This window comes from Neorhizobium sp. NPDC001467, assembly GCF_050275975.1.
Classification (GTDB): Bacteria; Pseudomonadota; Alphaproteobacteria; order Rhizobiales; family Rhizobiaceae; genus Neorhizobium.
The window spans coordinates 322,826-341,529 of sequence record NZ_JBNNPS010000003.1 but is presented as its reverse complement, the minus strand read 5'-3'; the positions used below and the strand labels follow the sequence as shown (position 1 = coordinate 341,529).

18 protein-coding genes are annotated in these 18,704 nt (G+C 60.5%); 11 read left to right on the top strand and 7 right to left on the bottom strand.

Annotated features, from left to right (window positions below; translation table 11 throughout):
• Window positions 1-64: 64 nt before the first annotated feature.
• From purC to ACQKKX_RS10010, 11 genes are all read left to right on the top strand, one after another.
• Window positions 65-829 (top strand): phosphoribosylaminoimidazolesuccinocarboxamide synthase, encoded by a 765-nt coding sequence (gene purC, locus ACQKKX_RS10060; protein WP_427570523.1) that lies wholly within the window; start codon window positions 65-67, stop codon window positions 827-829.
• A gap of 14 nt (window positions 830-843) precedes the next feature.
• Window positions 844-1,083, top strand: coding sequence for a phosphoribosylformylglycinamidine synthase subunit PurS (gene purS / locus ACQKKX_RS10055; protein WP_112733336.1), 240 nt, complete (start codon window positions 844-846; stop codon window positions 1,081-1,083).
• Window positions 1,084-1,100: 17 nt separating this feature from the next.
• Complete coding sequence (locus ACQKKX_RS10050; protein ID WP_427570521.1) at window positions 1,101-1,358, top strand: hypothetical protein; 258 nt, start codon at window positions 1,101-1,103, stop codon at window positions 1,356-1,358.
• Complete coding sequence (gene purQ, locus ACQKKX_RS10045; protein WP_427570519.1) at window positions 1,355-2,029, top strand: phosphoribosylformylglycinamidine synthase subunit PurQ; 675 nt, start codon at window positions 1,355-1,357, stop codon at window positions 2,027-2,029. Before ACQKKX_RS10050 ends, purQ begins: the two co-directional genes overlap by 4 nt.
• Window positions 2,030-2,055: 26 nt before the next feature.
• Complete coding sequence (locus ACQKKX_RS10040) at window positions 2,056-2,454, top strand: hypothetical protein (protein ID WP_427570518.1); 399 nt, start codon at window positions 2,056-2,058, stop codon at window positions 2,452-2,454.
• A 259-nt stretch (window positions 2,455-2,713) separates the two neighbouring features.
• Window positions 2,714-3,289 (top strand): acyloxyacyl hydrolase, encoded by a 576-nt coding sequence (locus tag ACQKKX_RS10035; RefSeq protein ID WP_427570517.1) that lies wholly within the window; start codon window positions 2,714-2,716, stop codon window positions 3,287-3,289.
• A 134-nt stretch (window positions 3,290-3,423) separates the two neighbouring features.
• Entirely contained in the window at window positions 3,424-5,631 is a 2,208-nt protein-coding gene (purL, locus tag ACQKKX_RS10030) for a phosphoribosylformylglycinamidine synthase subunit PurL (RefSeq protein ID WP_427570516.1), read from the top strand.
• 179 nt (window positions 5,632-5,810) lie between these two features.
• Window positions 5,811-6,512, top strand: a complete 702-nt coding sequence (locus tag ACQKKX_RS10025) for a hypothetical protein (RefSeq protein WP_427570515.1) — start codon at window positions 5,811-5,813, stop codon at window positions 6,510-6,512.
• Window positions 6,513-6,622: 110 nt separating this feature from the next.
• A complete protein-coding gene (locus ACQKKX_RS10020) occupies window positions 6,623-6,856 on the top strand; it encodes a BolA/IbaG family iron-sulfur metabolism protein (RefSeq protein WP_427570514.1) in 234 nt (77 codons plus the stop codon).
• Between the two features lie 370 nt (window positions 6,857-7,226).
• A complete protein-coding gene (gene grxD, locus ACQKKX_RS10015) occupies window positions 7,227-7,559 on the top strand; it encodes a Grx4 family monothiol glutaredoxin (protein WP_427570512.1) in 333 nt (110 codons plus the stop codon).
• Window positions 7,560-7,690: 131 nt separating this feature from the next.
• Window positions 7,691-8,905: a multidrug effflux MFS transporter gene (locus ACQKKX_RS10010; RefSeq protein ID WP_427570623.1), complete on the top strand. Its 1,215-nt coding sequence runs from the start codon at window positions 7,691-7,693 to the stop codon at window positions 8,903-8,905.
• An 87-nt stretch (window positions 8,906-8,992) separates the two neighbouring features.
• Here the strand turns inward: ACQKKX_RS10010 and ACQKKX_RS10005 are convergent, their stop codons facing one another.
• The 7 genes from ACQKKX_RS10005 to ACQKKX_RS09975 all read right to left on the bottom strand — a co-directional run bounded on the left by ACQKKX_RS10005 (window position 8,993) and on the right by ACQKKX_RS09975 (window position 18,589).
• Window positions 8,993-9,658: a class I SAM-dependent methyltransferase gene (locus tag ACQKKX_RS10005; protein WP_427570511.1), complete on the bottom strand. Its 666-nt coding sequence runs from the start codon at window positions 9,656-9,658 to the stop codon at window positions 8,993-8,995.
• A gap of 233 nt (window positions 9,659-9,891) precedes the next feature.
• Window positions 9,892-10,716, bottom strand: a complete 825-nt coding sequence (locus tag ACQKKX_RS10000; RefSeq protein ID WP_427570622.1) for an inositol monophosphatase family protein — start codon at window positions 10,714-10,716, stop codon at window positions 9,892-9,894.
• Between the two features lie 11 nt (window positions 10,717-10,727).
• Window positions 10,728-11,594 carry a tRNA 2-thiocytidine(32) synthetase TtcA gene (ttcA, locus tag ACQKKX_RS09995; protein ID WP_427570509.1) on the bottom strand — a complete coding sequence of 289 codons (867 nt, stop codon included), beginning with the start codon at window positions 11,592-11,594 and terminating at the stop codon, window positions 10,728-10,730.
• Between the two features lie 50 nt (window positions 11,595-11,644).
• Window positions 11,645-14,308 (bottom strand): alanine--tRNA ligase, encoded by a 2,664-nt coding sequence (gene alaS, locus ACQKKX_RS09990; protein ID WP_427570508.1) that lies wholly within the window; start codon window positions 14,306-14,308, stop codon window positions 11,645-11,647.
• 176 nt (window positions 14,309-14,484) lie between these two features.
• Window positions 14,485-15,573, bottom strand: a complete 1,089-nt coding sequence (recA, locus tag ACQKKX_RS09985) for a recombinase RecA (RefSeq protein ID WP_427570507.1) — start codon at window positions 15,571-15,573, stop codon at window positions 14,485-14,487.
• A 245-nt stretch (window positions 15,574-15,818) separates the two neighbouring features.
• The gene (cckA, locus tag ACQKKX_RS09980) at window positions 15,819-18,437 is read right to left on the bottom strand and encodes a cell cycle histidine kinase CckA (RefSeq protein ID WP_427570506.1); all 2,619 of its coding nucleotides are present in this window, start codon (window positions 18,435-18,437) and stop codon (window positions 15,819-15,821) included.
• Window positions 18,434-18,589, bottom strand: coding sequence for a hypothetical protein (locus ACQKKX_RS09975; protein WP_427570505.1), 156 nt, complete (start codon window positions 18,587-18,589; stop codon window positions 18,434-18,436). The genes cckA and ACQKKX_RS09975 overlap by 4 nt, the downstream gene beginning before the upstream one ends.
• Window positions 18,590-18,704: the final 115 nt, after the last annotated feature.

Below are 18,704 nucleotides of genomic sequence, written 5' to 3'. Positions count from 1 at the left end.
TAAGGGACCGCTTCAAGAGTTTCCATCGCGCCCACGTGAGCGCGCCAACAACGAGACAAATCGAATGAACCGTCGCCGCCGTATTTACGAAGGCAAGGCCAAGATCCTGTATGAAGGCCCCGAACCGGGCACGCTGATCCAGTTCTTCAAGGATGATGCCACCGCCTTCAACAAGAAGAAGCATGATGTCATCGACGGCAAGGGCGTGCTGAACAACCGTATTTCCGAATACTTGTTCACGCATCTCAACAAGATCGGCATTCCGACCCATTTCATCCGCCGCCTCAACATGCGCGAGCAGTTGATCAAGGAAGTCGAGATGATCCCGCTCGAGATCGTCGTACGCAACGTGGCGGCCGGGTCGCTGTCGACGCGTCTCGGCATTGAGGAAGGCACCGTGCTGCCGCGCTCGATCATCGAGTTCTATTACAAGTCGGACCAGCTCAACGACCCGATGGTCTCGGAAGAACACATCACGGCTTTCGGCTGGGCAAATCCGGCCGAACTGGACGACGTGATGGCGCTCGCCATTCGCGTCAACGATTTCCTCTCCGGTCTTTTTCTGGGCGTCGGCATCCAGCTTGTCGACTTCAAGATCGAATGCGGCCGGCTGTTCGAGGGCGACATGATGCGCATCATTCTCGCCGACGAGATCTCGCCGGACAGCTGCCGTCTGTGGGATATCGAGACCCGCGAAAAGATGGACAAGGACCGTTTCCGTCAGGATCTCGGCGGTCTGGTCGAAGCCTATTCCGAAGTGGCCCGCCGCCTCGGCATCATCAATGAAAACGAACCGATCCGTGGCACGGGTCCGGTTCTCGTCCAGTAATCAGGAGCGATCAAGTGATCAAGGCACGGGTAACCGTCACATTGAAGAACGGTGTTCTCGATCCGCAGGGCAAGGCCATCGAAGGCGCGCTCGGCAGTCTCGGCTTTTCCGGCGTCGGCCAAGTCCGTCAGGGCAAGGTTTTTGATCTGGAACTGGAAGGCGACAAGGCCAAGGCTGAAGCTGACCTCAAAGCCATGTGCGACAAGCTTCTGGCAAACACGGTGATCGAGAACTATACTATCGCAATCGACTGACGGTTGCGGAGGCGGTGATGGCCGAAATCAGCAGTGAGCTTATGTATGAATTGCTGAAGAAGCTTCATCAGCGCTTCGACAAGGTCGATGTGGCTATCAGTGAATTGCGCGCGGACCATATGACGCTGCGCGGACAAATCCACGTCATGCAAGGAGACATAAATAATCTTCGCGTGACGGTTGGCCACATCGAAAATCGCCTCGACCGTATCGAAACCCGCCTCGAGCTGCGCGAGCTCTCCGAGGCCCAGGCAAGGTTTGAACCACACTCATGAAGTCCGCTGTCGTCCAGCTTCCCGGCCTCAATCGCGACCGCGACATGATCGCCGCACTCACCAAGATTTCCGGTCATGAGCCTGTCACCATCTGGCAGACGGAAACTGAAATCGCCGATGACATCGACCTGATCGTCATTCCGGGCGGTTTTTCATACGGCGACTACCTGCGTTGCGGCGCAATCGCTGCCCGCATGCCGGTCATGCAGGCGATCCGCGAGAAGGCCGAAAAGGGCGTCAAGGTTCTCGGCGTCTGCAACGGGTTCCAGATCCTGGTAGAAGCCCAGCTTCTGCCGGGTGCGCTCATGCGCAACTCGTCGCTTCTCTTCGTGTCCAAGGAAGTGAAGCTCGAAGTCGTCAATGCGGAGACGGATTTCACCCGTACCTACGAGAAGGGCCAGATCATCCGCTGCCCGGTCGCCCATCATGATGGCAACTATTTCGCCGATGCCGAGACGCTGGCCTCGCTCGAGGGCAACGGCCAGATCGTGTTCAAATATGCCCAAGGCAGCAACCCGAACGGCTCGCTGAGCGACATTGCTGGTATCATCAACGCCCGCGGCAATGTTCTTGGCATGATGCCTCACCCCGAAAACCTGATCGAACAGGCTCACGGCGGCAAGGATGGTCGTGGCATTTTCGCATCCGCCCTCGACGTTATCGCAGCCTGATCGAAAATCCTGGCGGGAGAACCAGAATGCGCCGCTTTCGCCCCCATGCCGGTTGCGGCATTCTTCTCGTTGTGACGGCCGCCCTTGCGGGATGCCAATCGACCAAACAGCCGGCCGCCTCGCCGCATCGCGCCGCGCTGCCCATGATGGAACGGGTTGCGGTGGCGGCCAATACCTGCTGGTTCAAATCCAACGACCCGGCTTTCCGAGACTATCGCCTGGCACCGGAACTGAACTCTTTCTCCGGTCGTCCGCGCATTCTTGCCGTACCCCGTCACAGTCCCGAATCGCGCCCGCTTCTGGTCGTTCAGGCGGAGGGCAATCCCGCACGGCTCGATGCCTTCGGTCCGCTGATGCAGGGACCGGCAGCGCCGCGAATCAAATCCGACGTGTTGCGGTGGGCGGGTGGCGGCACGGGTTGCTGAGCCGGCACGTGTCCGGCGTCCGTCAGATGCCCTGGCGCAGCGCATAGGTTTCCGGCATTTACCTGCTTCTGTCGGCTGATAGCGTCTCAAGCGTCCTCATCCTGCAACACCTGCCACACCATTTTCACGGCCTGCACAATCCTGCCATTTTTTCGGTTGCGTCATCGCAATTCAGCGGCCTATGGTCTGCGCACTGATAAAGCATGACCGCGGCGGTCGGCTTCCAAAAGGTGCAAAGCGGACAATGAAAACAACTGCGATGTCGACATCCCTTCTTTCTTTCATCGCAGCCAGCGCTCTGATGATTTCCGCATCCGCCACGGTCGCGGCAGACATGGAAACGGCAGCGCCGAAGCCCATCTTCGATGAAGTTCGTTTCGGTGCGTTGGTTGCCTCGGACAAGACGACGAACAATGACGAGCGAGGCGCCTTCGTCACAGGCATGGTCTTCTTCGACCCATGGAACCATGACGAAGCGCAGGGCTTTGAAAAGCTCGTTCGTCCGCGTGTCCACGTCGGCGCCGACGTCGCCACGGCCGGAGAAGCCTCGCAGATCTATGCGGGCTTCTCCTGGACTGCCAACGTAACGGACTTCCTCTTCCTCGAAGCCGGTTTCGGTGGCTCGCTCAACAATGGCGATCTGGACTATGACGGTACGCGCGGTCCCAAGCTTGGCTGCCACACGTTGTTTCACGAATATGCCGCGGTCGGCGTGAACCTCGATCCGAAATGGCGCATTGTCGGCCAGATCGAGCATTCCAGCCATGCCAATCTCTGCGGCGAACCGAACAATGGTCTCACCCGCGCCGGCGTTATGGTCGGCTACAAGTTCTGACCGCTTAAAGCCACGCGCCGATACGGCGTCAGGCAATGGGATACACGGGCGCGACAGGTATTTTCCTGTCGCGCCCTTTTCGTATCTACGCTAAAGAGACCCCAAATTCAGAGCCCTCGCCATCAGGGAAGACCATGACGATTTCGAACAGCCGCCCGATCACGCCCGAACTCATTGCATCCCATGGCCTTAAGGCCGACGAATACCAGCGGATCCTCGACCTTATCGGTCGCGAGCCTACTTTCACCGAGCTCGGCATCTTTTCCGCCATGTGGAACGAGCACTGCTCCTACAAATCCTCGAAGAAATGGCTGCGGACGCTGCCGACCAAGGGCCCGCGCGTCGTTCAGGGCCCGGGCGAAAATGCCGGTGTCGTAGATATCGATGACGGCGATGTTGTCGTCTTCAAGATGGAGAGCCACAACCACCCGTCCTATATCGAGCCCTATCAAGGGGCGGCAACGGGCGTCGGCGGCATTCTGCGCGACGTCTTTACCATGGGCGCCCGCCCGATCGCGGCCATGAACGCGCTTCGTTTTGGTGCACCCGATCATCCGAAGACCAAGCATCTCGTCTCCGGCGTCGTCGCCGGTGTCGGCGGTTACGGCAACTCCTTCGGCGTTCCCACGGTCGGCGGCGAAGTCGAGTTCGATGAACGCTATAACGGCAACATCCTCGTCAACGCCTTTGCAGCGGGCCTTGCCAAGGCTGACGGCATCTTCCTCTCCGAAGCCAAGGGGGTTGGCCTGCCGGTTGTCTATCTTGGCGCCAAGACCGGTCGCGACGGCGTCGGCGGCGCCACGATGGCATCGGCCGAATTCGACGAATCGATCGAGGAAAAGCGTCCCACCGTTCAGGTCGGCGACCCCTTTACCGAAAAATGCCTGCTGGAAGCCTGCCTTGAACTGATGCAGACCGGCGCCGTCATTGCCATCCAGGACATGGGTGCTGCCGGTCTCACCTGCTCGGCCGTCGAGATGGGCGCCAAGGGTGACCTCGGCATTGAGCTTCAGCTCGACACCGTGCCGGTGCGCGAAGACCGCATGACGGCCTATGAAATGATGCTGTCGGAAAGCCAGGAGCGCATGCTCATGGTTCTCGAACCGTCCAAGGAAGAGGTTGCCAAGGCGATCTTCGTCAAATGGGGTCTGGATTTTGCCATCGTCGGCAAGACCACCGACGACCTCCGTTTCCGCGTCATTCACCAGGGCGAGGAAGTAGCGAACCTGCCGATCAAGGAACTCGGGGACGAGGCTCCGGAATACGATCGTCCGTGGGTAGAATCGGTCAAGCGCGCCGCCCTGCCCGCGTCCGAGGTCCAGGCACCCAGCGACTACAATGATGCACTGCTGAAGCTGGTCGGCTCGCCCAATCAGTCCAGCCGCCGCTGGGTCTACGAACAATATGACACGTTCATCCAGGGCAATTCGCTGCAGCATCCGGGTGGCGATGCCGGCGTCGTGCGTGTCGAAGGCCATGCCACCAAGGCGCTTGCATTTTCTTCCGACGTGACCCCGCGTTATGTCGAGGCCGATCCTTTCGAAGGCGGCAAGCAGGCAGTTGCAGAATGCTGGCGCAACATCACAGCCACTGGTGCCGAGCCGCTGGCCGCGACCGACAACCTCAACTTCGGCAACCCGGAAAAGCCCGAAATCATGGGCCAGCTGGTCGGCGCCATCAAGGGCATCGGCGAAGCCTGCAAGGCGCTGGATTTCCCGATCGTTTCCGGCAACGTGTCGCTCTATAACGAGACCAACGGCGTCGCCATCCTGCCGACCCCGACGATTGCCGGTGTCGGTCTCCTGCCCGACTGGTCGAAGATGGCCAGGATCGGCGGTGCGAAAGACGGTGACAAGCTGGTCATGATCGGCCTTGACGGCAGCCACCTAGGCTCGTCCATCTATCTTCGCGATATCCTCGGCTCGACCGAAGGCCCGGCGCCGGAGGTCGATCTCGATGCAGAGCGCCGACACGGTGATTTCGTTCGCTCTGCCATCCGCAACGGTCAGGTCAGCGCCTGCCACGATATCTCGTCGGGTGGGCTCGCGCTGGCCCTGGCAGAAATGGCAATGGCTTCCGGCCTCGGTCTGACCGTTAGCCTGAAGGATGGCAAGGGCCCCGCTCATGCGCTTCTGTTCGGTGAGGATCAGGCCCGTTACGTTCTGGCCGTTCCTGCAGATCTTGCGGACTTCCTGCAGGCCAATGCCGAAGGCGCGCGCGTTCCCTTCCGGGCGCTCGGCACGGTCGGCGGCGATGCGGTCGTGATCGACGATATTATCGACGTCGGCGTCAGCGCTCTCCATTCAGCGCATGAAGCCTGGTTCCCGCAGTTCATGAAGTGACGAAGGCACGAGCCTTCATAATATTGTCACAATGCTTGCGGTCGCCCTGATCCGAGCCTAAGACGAATGAGACGACGCTGCGGCATGCCTGTCGCGGCGTCTTTTTCATTTGTGCAAGATTACCGTTTGACGACGGCCGGCCCTTGGCCCTTGCCGGTCTGAAACCTGCGGCAGCCACTATGTTCAAAGACGTTTTGAAGCAGATCTCGCTTTTCGTTTGGCATCCCGAACAGGTCTGGCCCTATCCCCGCATTATCCTCGACACCTTTGTAACGGGACTGACGCTTGCCGTTGTCGGTATCATCACACTCCGCGCCCTTGGCGCCAGCGAAGACGCGGTGTCTGGCGAAAACGGCCTGCTCGAATCAATGCAGGTTGCGGCCCTGTGCGTCGCCACGCTCTTGGCCGCGCTTGCAGCCGTCCGGCTTCGGCCGGCCGGCCGGTTCGTTGCGGCAACGACCGCAATCCTGTGTCTCGCCTTCTTCGTCCGGGAAATTCCGACCTGCCGTCCCGAGATCGCGTTGGGCTGTGTCCCTCGCGTCGCACATCGGCTGGTGCCGCTTATTTGCGTGGCGCTGCTGGCGATCCATCTTGCGATTCTCTATCGTACCGGCAGGACAGCCCTGATGAGGATGGTCCATCCGGCCTTCTCATGGCCCCTCGCCTTCGTCGCTGCGCTGATGGTTGCCGGCGAAGTCTTCGAGGGATTTTATTTCCGGTCGTTGGAGGAGATTTCCGAGCTGGTTGCCTATATGGGCCTTCTGCTCAGCAGCGCATGGATGCTCAAGAGCAGCTTTCACATGCGGGTCTGGGATGGTCTCAGCGGCTGGCCGGGCAGGCTGCTGCAGCGCTTTTGGACATTCTCGAACCGTCATCGTTGAAGCGATCCTTGCCTGAGGAAAGCAATGCTGACGCTTTGACCACAGCGTTCCTTTAAGGCAATCTGTGGCAATCGCGGCGTGCTTGCCGCCAGACGAAAGGATTGAACTGCATGCCCATGCGCCCAGGCGATATCGAGGACATGATCAAAGCCGGAATTCCCGGTTCAACCGTCACCATCCGTGATCTTGCCGGCGATGGCGACCATTACGCTGCCGAAGTGGTGGCGGAAGCGTTTCGCGGCAAGTCGCGCGTTCAGCAACACCAGATGGTCTATGAGGCGCTGAAGGGCAACATGGGCGGCGTGCTGCATGCGCTGGCCTTACAAACCTCGGCACCGAAGTGATCTCATGGCCAACCTGATCGGGGAACTCGTATCGGGTGTGGTCGAAAGTGTCATCGAGGACCTGCCGGGCAGATCGCATGGCCGCACGGCGTCCATGCGCCGGAAGCGGCAGGCCGGGGCTGCTGCACGTTCGGCCACTACCGGGCGTTTCCACTGCCGGAAGACCAGCAAGCCTGCCAAGCCCGCAAGCAGATCGGTCGCCGCTGCACCACAGCGAGACGCAGCATGCAACGCGGGGGTTCAACCGGCATCGGCCTGCAAATTACATGCACCTACATGCTTCTCGCTGGAAATCCGGCGATGAGCTTGCTATCTAGGGCTAACTATAGGCGCCGCGGCCCTTGAACCCGCGTGTGAAAGGATATGAACTATGAGCGGAATCAACGATTTCATCGACAATGAAGTGAAGACCAACGATGTGGTCCTCTTCATGAAGGGCACCCCGCAGTTCCCGCAATGTGGGTTCTCGGGTCAGGTCGTGCAGATATTGGACTACCTTGGTCTCGACTATAAGGGGATTGATGTTCTGGCCGATGGCGACCTGCGTCAGGGGATCAAGGATTATTCCAACTGGCCGACCATTCCGCAGCTCTATGTGAAGGGCGAGTTCCTCGGCGGCTGCGACATCGTGCGTGAAATGTTTCAGTCCGGCGAACTGCAGACGCAGTTGCAGGAACAAGGGATCGCGGTGCGCGCCGCCTGATCTTGCAGGGCGCGCCCGACCGGGCTTTGCAATCGCTTTTATCGAAGGCGCCGCATCCACGGCGCCTTTCACGTTGTTTAGGAAAAGCTGTGACCCAACCTTCCCCCTCCACGCCCGAACGCCTTCAGGGCATGAGCAAGGCCGAATTCATCGCCCTGATGGCCATGCTGATGGCGCTTAATGCCCTCGCCATCGACATCATGCTTCCCGGCCTGCAGCAGATCGGCGCGTCTCTGGATGTTCTCAACGAGAACCATCGCCAGTATGTCGTCTCTGCCTACCTTTTCGGATTCGGTCTGGCACAGCTGATCTACGGACCGATTTCCGACCGCTTCGGCCGGCGCAAGCCCATCATTGTCGGGCTGACAATCTATATCCTGTCGTCGCTGGCGGTCGTCGGCCTTATTGCGGTGCCTTCCTTCGCGGCCCTTCTGGTGCTGCGCTTCATTCAGGGGATTGGCTCGGCAGCAACCCGCGTCATCACCATCTCGATCGTCCGCGACGTCTACGGCGGTCGCGCCATGGCCGAGGTGATGTCGCTGATCATGATGGTCTTCATGGTCGTGCCGGTCATTGCGCCGGGCACGGGTCAGATCATCCTGCTGTTCGGTGACTGGCACCTGATCTTTGTGTTCATGGCGCTCAGCGCCCTTGCCGTGGTTTTCTGGATGTACAAGCGCCTGCCGGAAACCCTGCATGCGCAGGATGTTCGCCCCTTCACGGTATCATCCGTTCTTACCGGCTTCCGCATCGTTCTGACCAACCGCGTTTCGCTTTGCTACACAATCGCCAGCACGTTCATCTTTGGCGCTCTGTTCGGTTTCATCAATTCGGCCGAACAGGTTTATAACCAGATCTATGGCCTGGGCGTGTGGTTCCCGGTCGCGTTCGCGGCCGTCGCCGTCTTCATGTCGCTGTCGTCTTTTCTCAATGCCCGTCTGGTCGGCCGGTTCGGCATGCGCAAGCTCTCCCATGGCTCGCTGCTCGGCTTCATTGCGGTCACCTTCGTCTGGCTGCTGATACAGATATTCGGCCCGCAGCCCATGCCGTTTGCGCTGTTCCTGACGCTGTTCGCGCTTTCGATGTTCCAGTTCGGGTGGATCGGCTCGAACTTCAACTCGCTTGCCATGGAGCAGCTTGGCCATGTCGCGGGTACCGCCTCGTCGGTGCTCGGGTTCATGGGCACGATCGGTGGCGCCTTGATCGGCGCGGTGATCGGGCAATCCTTCAACGGCACGGCCCTGCCGATGGTCGCCGGTTTCTTCACCGTGTCGCTCATCGGCCTCGTCTTCGTGTTGATTGCGGAGCGCGGAAAGCTGTTCCAACCGCATAATCCGCGGGTGTGATCCCCACAGCACGGGAGATGTTCCACTTATGAAAAGCCGGCCCGCCTCATCGGCGGGCCGGCTTTTTTTTGCCAAAGGGTCGTCTCCTCAGGCAGTTTCCTTTTTCCTCAGAACATAACTGTTGGCGTAACCAGGCAGCACGCCGATCACGTCATATCCGGCAAACAGGCCGTGTTCACGCAACTGGTCGACGGCCGGCCCGACCTCCGGGGAATGGGTGACATCGCCGTAATCGTCGAAAACGATATAACCGCCGGGCACGACGAAACGCTCGTACAGCAGAAAATCCGCCCAGACGTGCTGGGTCAAATGGCCGCCATCGATGTGGAGTAGCTTGAAGCTTTTCGAGATCTGCACGGTGCGCGCCACGGCATTCTGTGAATAGCCCTGGATCAGGAAGCAGGTCGGATAAAGAACCTCATGGAAATACTTGACTTCCTGCACTTGGCCGCGCAGTTCGAACGGGTCGATGCCGATCATCTTTGTCGACTGGTTGGACACCCGCTGCATCAGCGCCAGCGACTTACCCTTCCAGACGCCGATTTCGACCACATCGCCTTTGACGTCATTGGCAGCAAGGCAGAGATAGGCGAGCAGCTTGATATGGGCATGAAACGACAATTCCGTACGTGCCATATGCTTGACCGGCATGGCTTCATAAGCGGCGGCAAAGTCGTTGTTGATCTTTTCCCATTCCCGGTCGACCCTTGCCGTAAAGATAGGATCGACAAGGATTGCCTCGATATTCTGCATCGACTTCTCCTGACATAAAGGGCTTTCGCATAGCTTCACCCGATTCGGTCCGTGCCGCTGGTGGACTATGTCACCGCGGAGCTAGCACCTGCCTGACCTACGGCGCAGTCTGACCAGCCCAACCATCGAGATACGGACCTGATATGGCCAGCGGTTTTCCGGTGCCGGCAATGAAAAACCGGGCCTCCCGCATGTGGGAAGCCCGGTTCGCTAACAGCAAAAAACTTCGGCAATCAGATCGCTGCGCCAAAAATCTCGTCGTGCAGGGTCTGCCAGCTGTCGGGATCGGTCGCCACCAGAAGGCCGCCATCGAACTGGTGCGGCTCGTAAAGCGAGCCGTCCAGCCGCCGAACATGGCCGCCGGCTTCGGTGGCGATCAGCGCGCCGGCAAGATGATCCCAGGGCATAAGCTTGTTGTAGATCATGAACTGCACATGACCGCCGGCAAAGGTGCGGTATTCATGGGCGGCGCAACGGTAATTTGCGAAGAAGCGAACCTTGGCGAGATTGGCCAGAACCTGCTCCCGCTGTTCACCGAAGAAATAACCGGCAGAGGCCATGCCGATCATCGCGTCGATCGGTTTCGGCTCAGAGACATGGAGGCGAACGGCGTCACCATCCGCGCGGCGCAGGAAAGCCCCCGCTCCTTTTTCCGCCATCACCCAATCGTCGCCCATGGGGTCGTAGATAATGCCGGCGACGGTCTCGCCTTTCCATACGACCGAAGCCATCACGCCGAAGGCTGGAATGCCTGAGGCGAAATTGAAGGTGCCATCGACCGGATCGACGATCACGGAGAGTTCGGCGTCCTTCAACTTGCCGAGAAGCGCCAGGTCGGCAGCCACCGACTCCTCGCCGATGAACAAGGCGTTCGGGGCAAGCTGCGCCATCTCGCGCTTCATCATCCGTTCAGCGGCCTCGTCCGCCTCCGTCACCAGATCCGTCGGCTCGCTTTTCGCGCGCACGTCGTCTCCGCCCAGACGGCGGAAGCGCGGCAGGATTTCGCTCTTGGCGGCACGGCGCAGAAGATCGGCAAGAGCAGGGATATCGACGGGTATTTCGGACAAGATCATTTCCTTTCGGCGGCCATCAGATTGCTGAAATCGAAAAGTCCGGTATCGAGAAGATGCGACGGATTCACGTGCGAGAGTGCCCGCAGCATCGTATCCTTGCGTCCCGGCATGCGCTGCTCGATGCCGGCCAGCATCGCCTTCATCGCATTGCGCTCAAGGCCGTCCTGCGAGCCGCAGAGATCGCAGGGGATGATCGGGAACTGCATGGCGGCGGCAAACTTGGAAAGATCGTCCTCGGCGCAATAGGCAAGCGGGCGCAGCACCATCACGTCGCCTTCGTCGTTCAGAAGCTTTGCCGGCATGGCGGCGAGACGGCCGCCGTGGAAAAAATTCATGAAGAAGGTTTCAAGAATGTCGTCGCGATGATGTCCGAGCACGAGCGCGTCACAGCCTTCCTCGCGCGCGACGCGATAAAGATTGCCGCGGCGCAGGCGTGAACAGAGCGAACAATAGGTGGCACCCTGCGGCACCTTTTCCTTCACGACGGAATAGGTGTCGCGATATTCGATCCGGTGTCTGACCCCAATCGCGGCGAGATAATCCGGCAGAACATGTTTGGGGAAATTCGGCTGGCCCTGATCGAGATTGCAGGCCACCAGTTCCACCGGCAGAAGGCCACGCCATTGCAGGTCGAGCAGGATGGCCAGCAACGAGTAAGAGTCCTTGCCGCCCGATAGGCCAACCAGCCAACGCTTCTGGCCTTTCAGCATGTCAAAGTCGGCCAGCGCCTGTCGGACCTGACGCAGCAGACGCTTGCGCATCTTGTTGAACGACACCGAGTCGGGCGCATTCCTGAAGAGTGCCGGAGCAAGCCCTTCCGTCGACTGTTCCAGTTCGTCGGCAATCTCGGCGTTCACGCCCATCGAAAAACCCTCTTGAAGCGAAAAAGCGGGCCTTGCGGCCCGCTTCGATCTCAGGCGCCGAGCGCTGCCGCCACGGCCTCGAGTGCCTCCTCGGCCCTGGCACCGTCCGGGCCACCAGCTTGCGCCATGTCCGGCCGCCCACCGCCGCCCTTGCCGCCGAGCGCGGCTGAGGCGATGCGCACCAGGTCGACAGCGCTGAAACGGCCGACCAGATCCTCGGTGACGGCGACGACGGCGCTTGCCTTGCCATCTTCCGACACGCCGATCAGCGTGACGACGCCCGAACCGAGCGTTGCCTTGCCTTCGTCGGCCAGGCCCTTCAGGTCCTTGGCATCAATGCCGTTGAGCGTCTTGCCCATGAATTTTACGCCCGACACTTCGCGGACATCAGTGGCAGCATCGCCTGAACCGCCACCGCCCATGGCGAGGCGGCGCTTGGCATCGGCCAGTTCCTTTTCGAGCTTGCGGCGCTCGTCCATCAGCGTTTCGACGCGAGAGAGGACATCCGCCGGCTGAACCTTCAGAACGCCGGACAGCGCCCTCATGCGCTCGTCCTGTTCGGCCAGATAGGCGCGTGCACCTTCCGCCGTGACGGCTTCGATACGGCGGACGCCGGCACCGACCGGGCTATCGGAGAGAACGCGGACGAGGCCGATCTCGCCGGTATTGCCCACATGCGTACCGCCGCAGAGTTCGACGGAATACGGCTTGCCGGCCTTGGCACCTTCGATGCCCGTGCCCATGGAGACAACGCGCACTTCATCGCCGTACTTTTCGCCGAACAGAGCCATGGCGCCCTCGGCAATCGCGTCATCGACGCTCATCAGGCGGGTGGTGACGGGCGCGGTCTGCAGGATGATGGCATTGGCCATATCCTCGACGCGCTGCAGTTCTTCGGCGGAAATCGGCTTCGGATGCGAGACGTCGAAACGCAGGCGTTCGGGAGCGACCAGTGAGCCCTTTTGGGCGACGTGGGTGCCGAGCACTTCGCGCAGCGCTTCGTGCAGAAGGTGGGTTGCCGAGTGGTTGGCGCGCAGGCGCGAACGGCGGGCATGATCGACGGTGAGCGCTACCGGCTCGCCGACCTTGATCTCGCCTTCTGTGACGACGGCGGCATGCGCGAACAGGCCGGCACCCTTCTTCTGGGTGTCGCTCACCTCGATGGCAAAACCTTCGCCGCGGATGATGCCGGTATCGCCCATCTGACCGCCGGATTCACCGTAGAACGGCGTCTGGTTGACGATGACCTGCACCGTATCGCCAGCCTTGGCAGTTTCGACCGTCTTGCCGTCAGCCACTATTGCCAGAACGACGCCTTCGGCGGTTTCCGTATCATACCCGAGGAATTCGGTGGCGCCGAGCTTTTCCTTGAGTTCGAACCAGATGGTTTCAGTGGCCTTGTCACCCGAACCCTGCCAGTGCGAACGGGCTTCCGCCTTCTGGCGCTCCATCGCATCGGTAAAGCCGGCAATATCCACACCGATTTCGCGCGCGCGCAAAGCATCCTGCGTCAGGTCGAGCGGGAAACCATAGGTATCATAAAGCTTGAAGGCGGTTTCGCCGTCCAGCATGTCACCCTTGCCCATCGTATTGGTGGCATCGGACAGCAGGTTGAGGCCGCGCTCCAGCGTCTTGCGGAAGCGGTTTTCTTCCAGCTTGAGCGTTTCGGAGATCAGAGCTTCGGCGCGCACCAGTTCCGGATAGGCGCGACCCATCTGTGCGACCAGAGCCGGCAGCAGCTTGTACATCAGCGGCTCGCGGGCGCCCAAGAGTTCGGCATGGCGCATGGCGCGGCGCATGATGCGGCGCAGAACGTAGCCGCGACCTTCGTTCGACGGCAGAACGCCGTCGGCAATCAGGAACGATGCCGACCGCAGATGGTCCGCGATGACGCGGTGGCTGGCGCGACGCTCGCCCTCGGCCTTCACACCGGTTGCTTCTTCCGAAGCGGCGATCAGCGCGCGGAACAGGTCGATGTCGTAATTGTCGTGCTTGCCCTGCAGAAGGGCGGCCACACGCTCGAGGCCCATGCCCGTGTCGATCGACGGACGCGGCAGATCGATGCGCTGCTCCTTCGTCACCTGCTCATACTGCATGAAGACGAGGTTCCAGATCTCGATGAACCGGTCGCCATCCTCTTCCGGCGAGCCGGGAGGGCCACCCCAGATATGGTCGCCGTGATCATAGAAGATTTCAGAGCACGGGCCGCAGGGGCCGGTATCGCCCATCGCCCAGAAATTGTCGCTGGTCGGAATACGGATGATCCGGTCGTCGGTCAGGCCGGCGATCTTCTTCCAGAGATCGAACGCCTCGTCATCGGTATGGTAGACAGTAACCAGCAGACGCTTGGCATCGATTCCGAATTCCCGTGTGATCAGGTTCCAGGCGAGCTCAATGGCGTTTTCCTTGAAATAATCGCCAAAGGAAAAATTGCCGAGCATTTCGAAGAAGGTGTGGTGACGGGCGGTGTAGCCGACATTGTCGAGATCGTTGTGCTTTCCGCCGGCGCGCACGCATTTCTGCGCCGTGGTCGCGCGAGAATAAGGACGTGTCTCAAGTCCGGTAAAGACGTTCTTGAACTGCACCATGCCGGCATTGGTGAACATCAGGGTCGGGTCGTTGCGCGGCACCAGCGGGCTCGACGATACGATCTCGTGGCCGTTCTTTCCAAAATAGTCGAGGAAGGTCGACCGGATTTCATTCACGCCGCTCATGCTACGCCCTTTGTTTCCGCCCCCGAGGCGGTTCATATCACCAGAAACCACCGGCTTTTATCGCTCACACCCATCCCTGTCCAGCCGCTCAAAAGCAAACCGGCCGCGCATCGGGCGATGGCGGCCGGTTTTCTCAAACTTTAGGGCAAGCCCGTCACAGGACGGGCCACGCTCCGTCACGCATCGCCGGCATCATCGCCGTCATTGGCATCCGGACCGCCATTCTGCAGGAAGCGGTCGGCGATCAGGCCGGCATTCTGCCGCAGCGACAGTTCGATCTCGTTGGCAAGCTCCGGGTTATCACGCAGGAAGGTTTTGGCGTTCTCACGGCCCTGCCCCAGACGCTGGCTGTTATAGGAGAACCAGGCACCGGATTTCTCGACAATGCCGGCTTTGACGCCGAGATCGATCAGCTCGCCGGTCTTCGAGACGCCTTCGCCATACATGATGTCAAATTCCACCTGCTTGAAGGGCGGCGCCATCTTGTTCTTGACGACCTTGACGCGCGTCTGGTTGCCGACGACTTCCTCGCGCTCCTTGACCTGGCCGATACGCCGGATGTCGAGACGGACGGAGGCGTAGAATTTCAGCGCGTTACCGCCGGTCGTGGTTTCGGGCGAACCGAACATGACGCCGATCTTCATGCGGATCTGGTTGATGAAGATGACCATGCAGTTCGACTTGGAGATCGAGGCGGTCAGCTTGCGCAGCGCCTGGCTCATCAGACGGGCCTGAAGACCCGGCAGGCTGTCGCCCATGTCGCCTTCGATTTCGGCGCGCGGCGTCAAAGCTGCGACCGAGTCGACGACAAGAACGTCGACGGCGCCGGAGCGCACCAGCGTGTCGGTAATTTCGAGCGCCTGTTCGCCGGTATCCGGCTGCGAAATCAGCAGGTTCTGCAGATCGACGCCGAGCTTGCGGGCATAGACCGGATCCAGTGCGTGTTCGGCATCGACGAAGGCGCAGATGCCGCCCTTCTTCTGGGCTTCGGCAATGGTCTGCAGCGCCAGCGTCGTCTTACCTGAGCTTTCCGGTCCGTAGATTTCAATGATACGACCCTTCGGCAGGCCGCCAATGCCGAGCGCGATGTCGAGGCTGAGCGAACCGGTCGATACGGTCTCGATCTCGACGATGCTGTCGTTCGAGCCGAGCTTCATGATCGAGCCCTTGCCGAAAGATCGCTCGATCTGGGAGAGTGCCGCTTCCAGCGCCTTGCTTTTATCCACCGATTTTTCCTCTACCAACCGCAAAGAATTCTGAGCCATTTGAACCAACCCTTTAGGTTATCGCCGCCACGCAATCAATCTTGTAACCGAGGGCTCATTCGTACTCTTTTTGTTCTCATTTGACAAGAAGGCACGATGCAATTGCCTCAAATGCTCTTTCAGTCCTGCGTTCCGTTAATGTTCTCAACCATATAGCGAGTCGCGTGCATCGCGAGATCGATCCGGCCGCGCGGCACCCGCCCCCCCGCTCTCAGCCAATTCGACAGATGATTCGCGTGCGCTGCTCAGTCCTGCCGGTCCAGCATCTCGCGCACTGTTACGGCCAACTGCTTCAGCGAGAACGGTTTGGGCAGGAAACCAAATTTCGCATCAGCCGGAAGGTTCCTGGCGAAGGCGTCTTCCGCATAGCCGGACACGAAGATGAATTTTAGATCCGGATAGTTCTTGCGCAATTCGCGCAGCAGGGTCGGGCCGTCCATTTCCGGCATCACGACGTCGGAAACGACCACATCGACCTTTCCTTCAAGCTCTTCCATGATGTCGAGCGCCTCAACGCCCGAGCCGGCCTCGTGCACGGTATAGCCACGGGTTTCCAGCATGCGCTTGCCGCCCCGCCGTACCGCCTCCTCGTCCTCCACAAGAAGAACGACGGCGGAATTGCCGGTCAGATCGACATCCGCATTGGCGGACACCGCATCGGCCTTCGGTGCTTCGACGACAACGGTCGCCTCGCCTGCGGCTGAGGGGTCACCAGCCGCGGGTGCAACGACGGGCTCCGGAATATGGCGCGGCAGGAAGATTCGGAAGGTCGTCCCCTTGCCGACTTCCGATTCGGGATGGATGTAACCGCCCGACTGCTTGACGATGCCATAAACCATGGACAGGCCGAGACCGGTTCCCTTGCCCACTTCCTTGGTGGTGAAGAAGGGTTCAAAAATCTTGTCCATGATCTCAGGCGGAATGCCGGTGCCGTTATCGGCCACTTCCACCATGACCATATCTTCTTCCGGCAGGTCGGCGCCGGCATAGGTGCGGCCTTCGTCGGCGGTGACGTTGCGGGTACGAATGGTGATGCGGCCGCCTTCCGGCATGGCGTCTCGGGCATTGACGCACAGATTGATCAGCACCTGTTCGAACTGCGAAAGATCGGTGCGGACCGGCCAGAGATCGCGGCCGTAATCGACGTCGAGCTTGACATTGGTGCCGGAAATCAGCCGGTCCACGAGCATGCGCAGGTCGCCGACGACATCGGTCAGGTTGAGCACGCTCGGCCGCATCGTCTGCTTGCGCGAGAAGGCGAGCAACTGGCGCACCAGCACGGCGGCGCGGTTGGCATTGCGCTTGATTTCCATCAGGTCCGCAAAGCTGGCATCGGCCGGGCGTGCCTGCAGAAGCAGGTGGTCGGAGGACAGAAGGATTGCGGTCAGCACGTTGTTGAAATCGTGGGCAATACCGCCCGCCAACGTACCGACGGCATTCATCTTCTGCGTCTGCGCCATCTGCGTTTCGAGCGCCTTCTGCTCGGTCGTCTCGAAGGCGTAGACGATCGCCAGCTCTTCCGGCGCCTCGTCGCTCTCGTCGATCACGGCATTGACGAAGAAGCGCACATAACGGTTCTCGTCGCCCGGATGGCGGCTTTCCAGTGGCGCGATATCGCTCTGGCGGTCCTTGGCCTCGGCCAGCGCATGGGCAAGCTGCGGCCGTACCGCCTCGTTGAAGATGGTTTCGAGCGGTGCCCCCGCCTCGGCCTCGTCGCGCGAGACGACGCCGGAAAAAAGTTTGAGGAACGGCGCGTTGACACGCAGGATCTTGCCGTTGCCGTCGACGGAGGCGATCGCCATCGGCGTGTTGTTGAAGAACCGGGTAAAGCGCATGGCAGACGACGACAAGTCGGCCGCTTCGCCCTTGGGCCGCGCCAGCACGATGGTACGGCTTTCGCCCGGCGCGCCGTCACGCGTGGTCGTGACGCTGTGCACGAGACGGGCCGGCAAGCTCTGGCCATTGGCACGGCGCAGATCGAGGTCCAGCGTTTCCGTGCGCGTCTGGCCCGGCGTCGCCTGCACGGACTGAATCAGCGCCATGCCTTCGCCGGCCACAAGATCGGTCATGGTCAGCGAGCGGGGCACGAACTTGGTGAGGTCGTAGCCCAACCATTCGGCCAGAGTCGCGTTGAGGTAGAAAATTTCGCCCTTGCGGCCGGCCGAGAAAAAGCCCGCCGGCGCGTGGTCTAGATAATCGATGGCGTTCTGCAATTCCCGGAAGAAACGCTCCTGGTCGTCGCGTTCCGAAGTGATGTCGGTGATCTGCCAGATATCCAGCGGCTTTCGCGAGGCGCCATTGGCAAGAAGCCGCGCCTTGAGCCGATACCAGTGCGCGCCGGACCCGTTATTGCCCGCCCGTCCGAGCGGCTTGAGCAGCCGGAACTCCTCATGACCCTCGCGGCCCTCGCGCAGGGCCGCCGTCAAACGATAGAGCGCCTCCGTCGATTCGCGATTCTTGGACAGAAGCGTTTCAAGCGATTGCGCCTGGGCGGCGCTCGTTGCCCCGGTCAGCCGGCCATAGGCAGCATTGGCATAGATGATGCGGCCCTTCGCGTCGGTAATCAGAATACCGTCCGGATGCGCGCCAAGAAAACCGCGGGCCAGATCGTCGGACCGCGACTGCGGCATGACTTCGACGAGACCGATCACCGAAGACACGAGAAAGAAGATCCCGACCATGGCAAGAATGCCGAGCACTCCCAGCACCAGCTCGCTGTCGAGCGCTTCCTTGAAGACAACGAAGGAAATCGCCACCGCGATCAGAACCACGGCAAGGACGAGCAGCCGGATCACGGTTCCACCGCGCGCTCCGTGTTCGACCAGCGGCGCGTCATTCAGGCCGCTCTGCTGCATCTTCGTCATTCACCCTCACATGTCGCCCACAAGGCCGCGCCCGGACAGCCGGCGCGGATCGGAATCGGTCGATGGTCCTTCTTAGCAATTTGCAGCACCGGCAAAAAGCACGCAAAGCGCAGAAACCCGTTGAAGATCGAAGGGATGCGATTGCCGATCATTGCATTCGAACCATATTCCTGTCCCATGGTTCTACGATGACGCATCCGCCTGCGATAGGTGTCGCGTCACGATGCTGACACGGGCCGGCCTCATGGGCGGCCGTCGATATGCTTG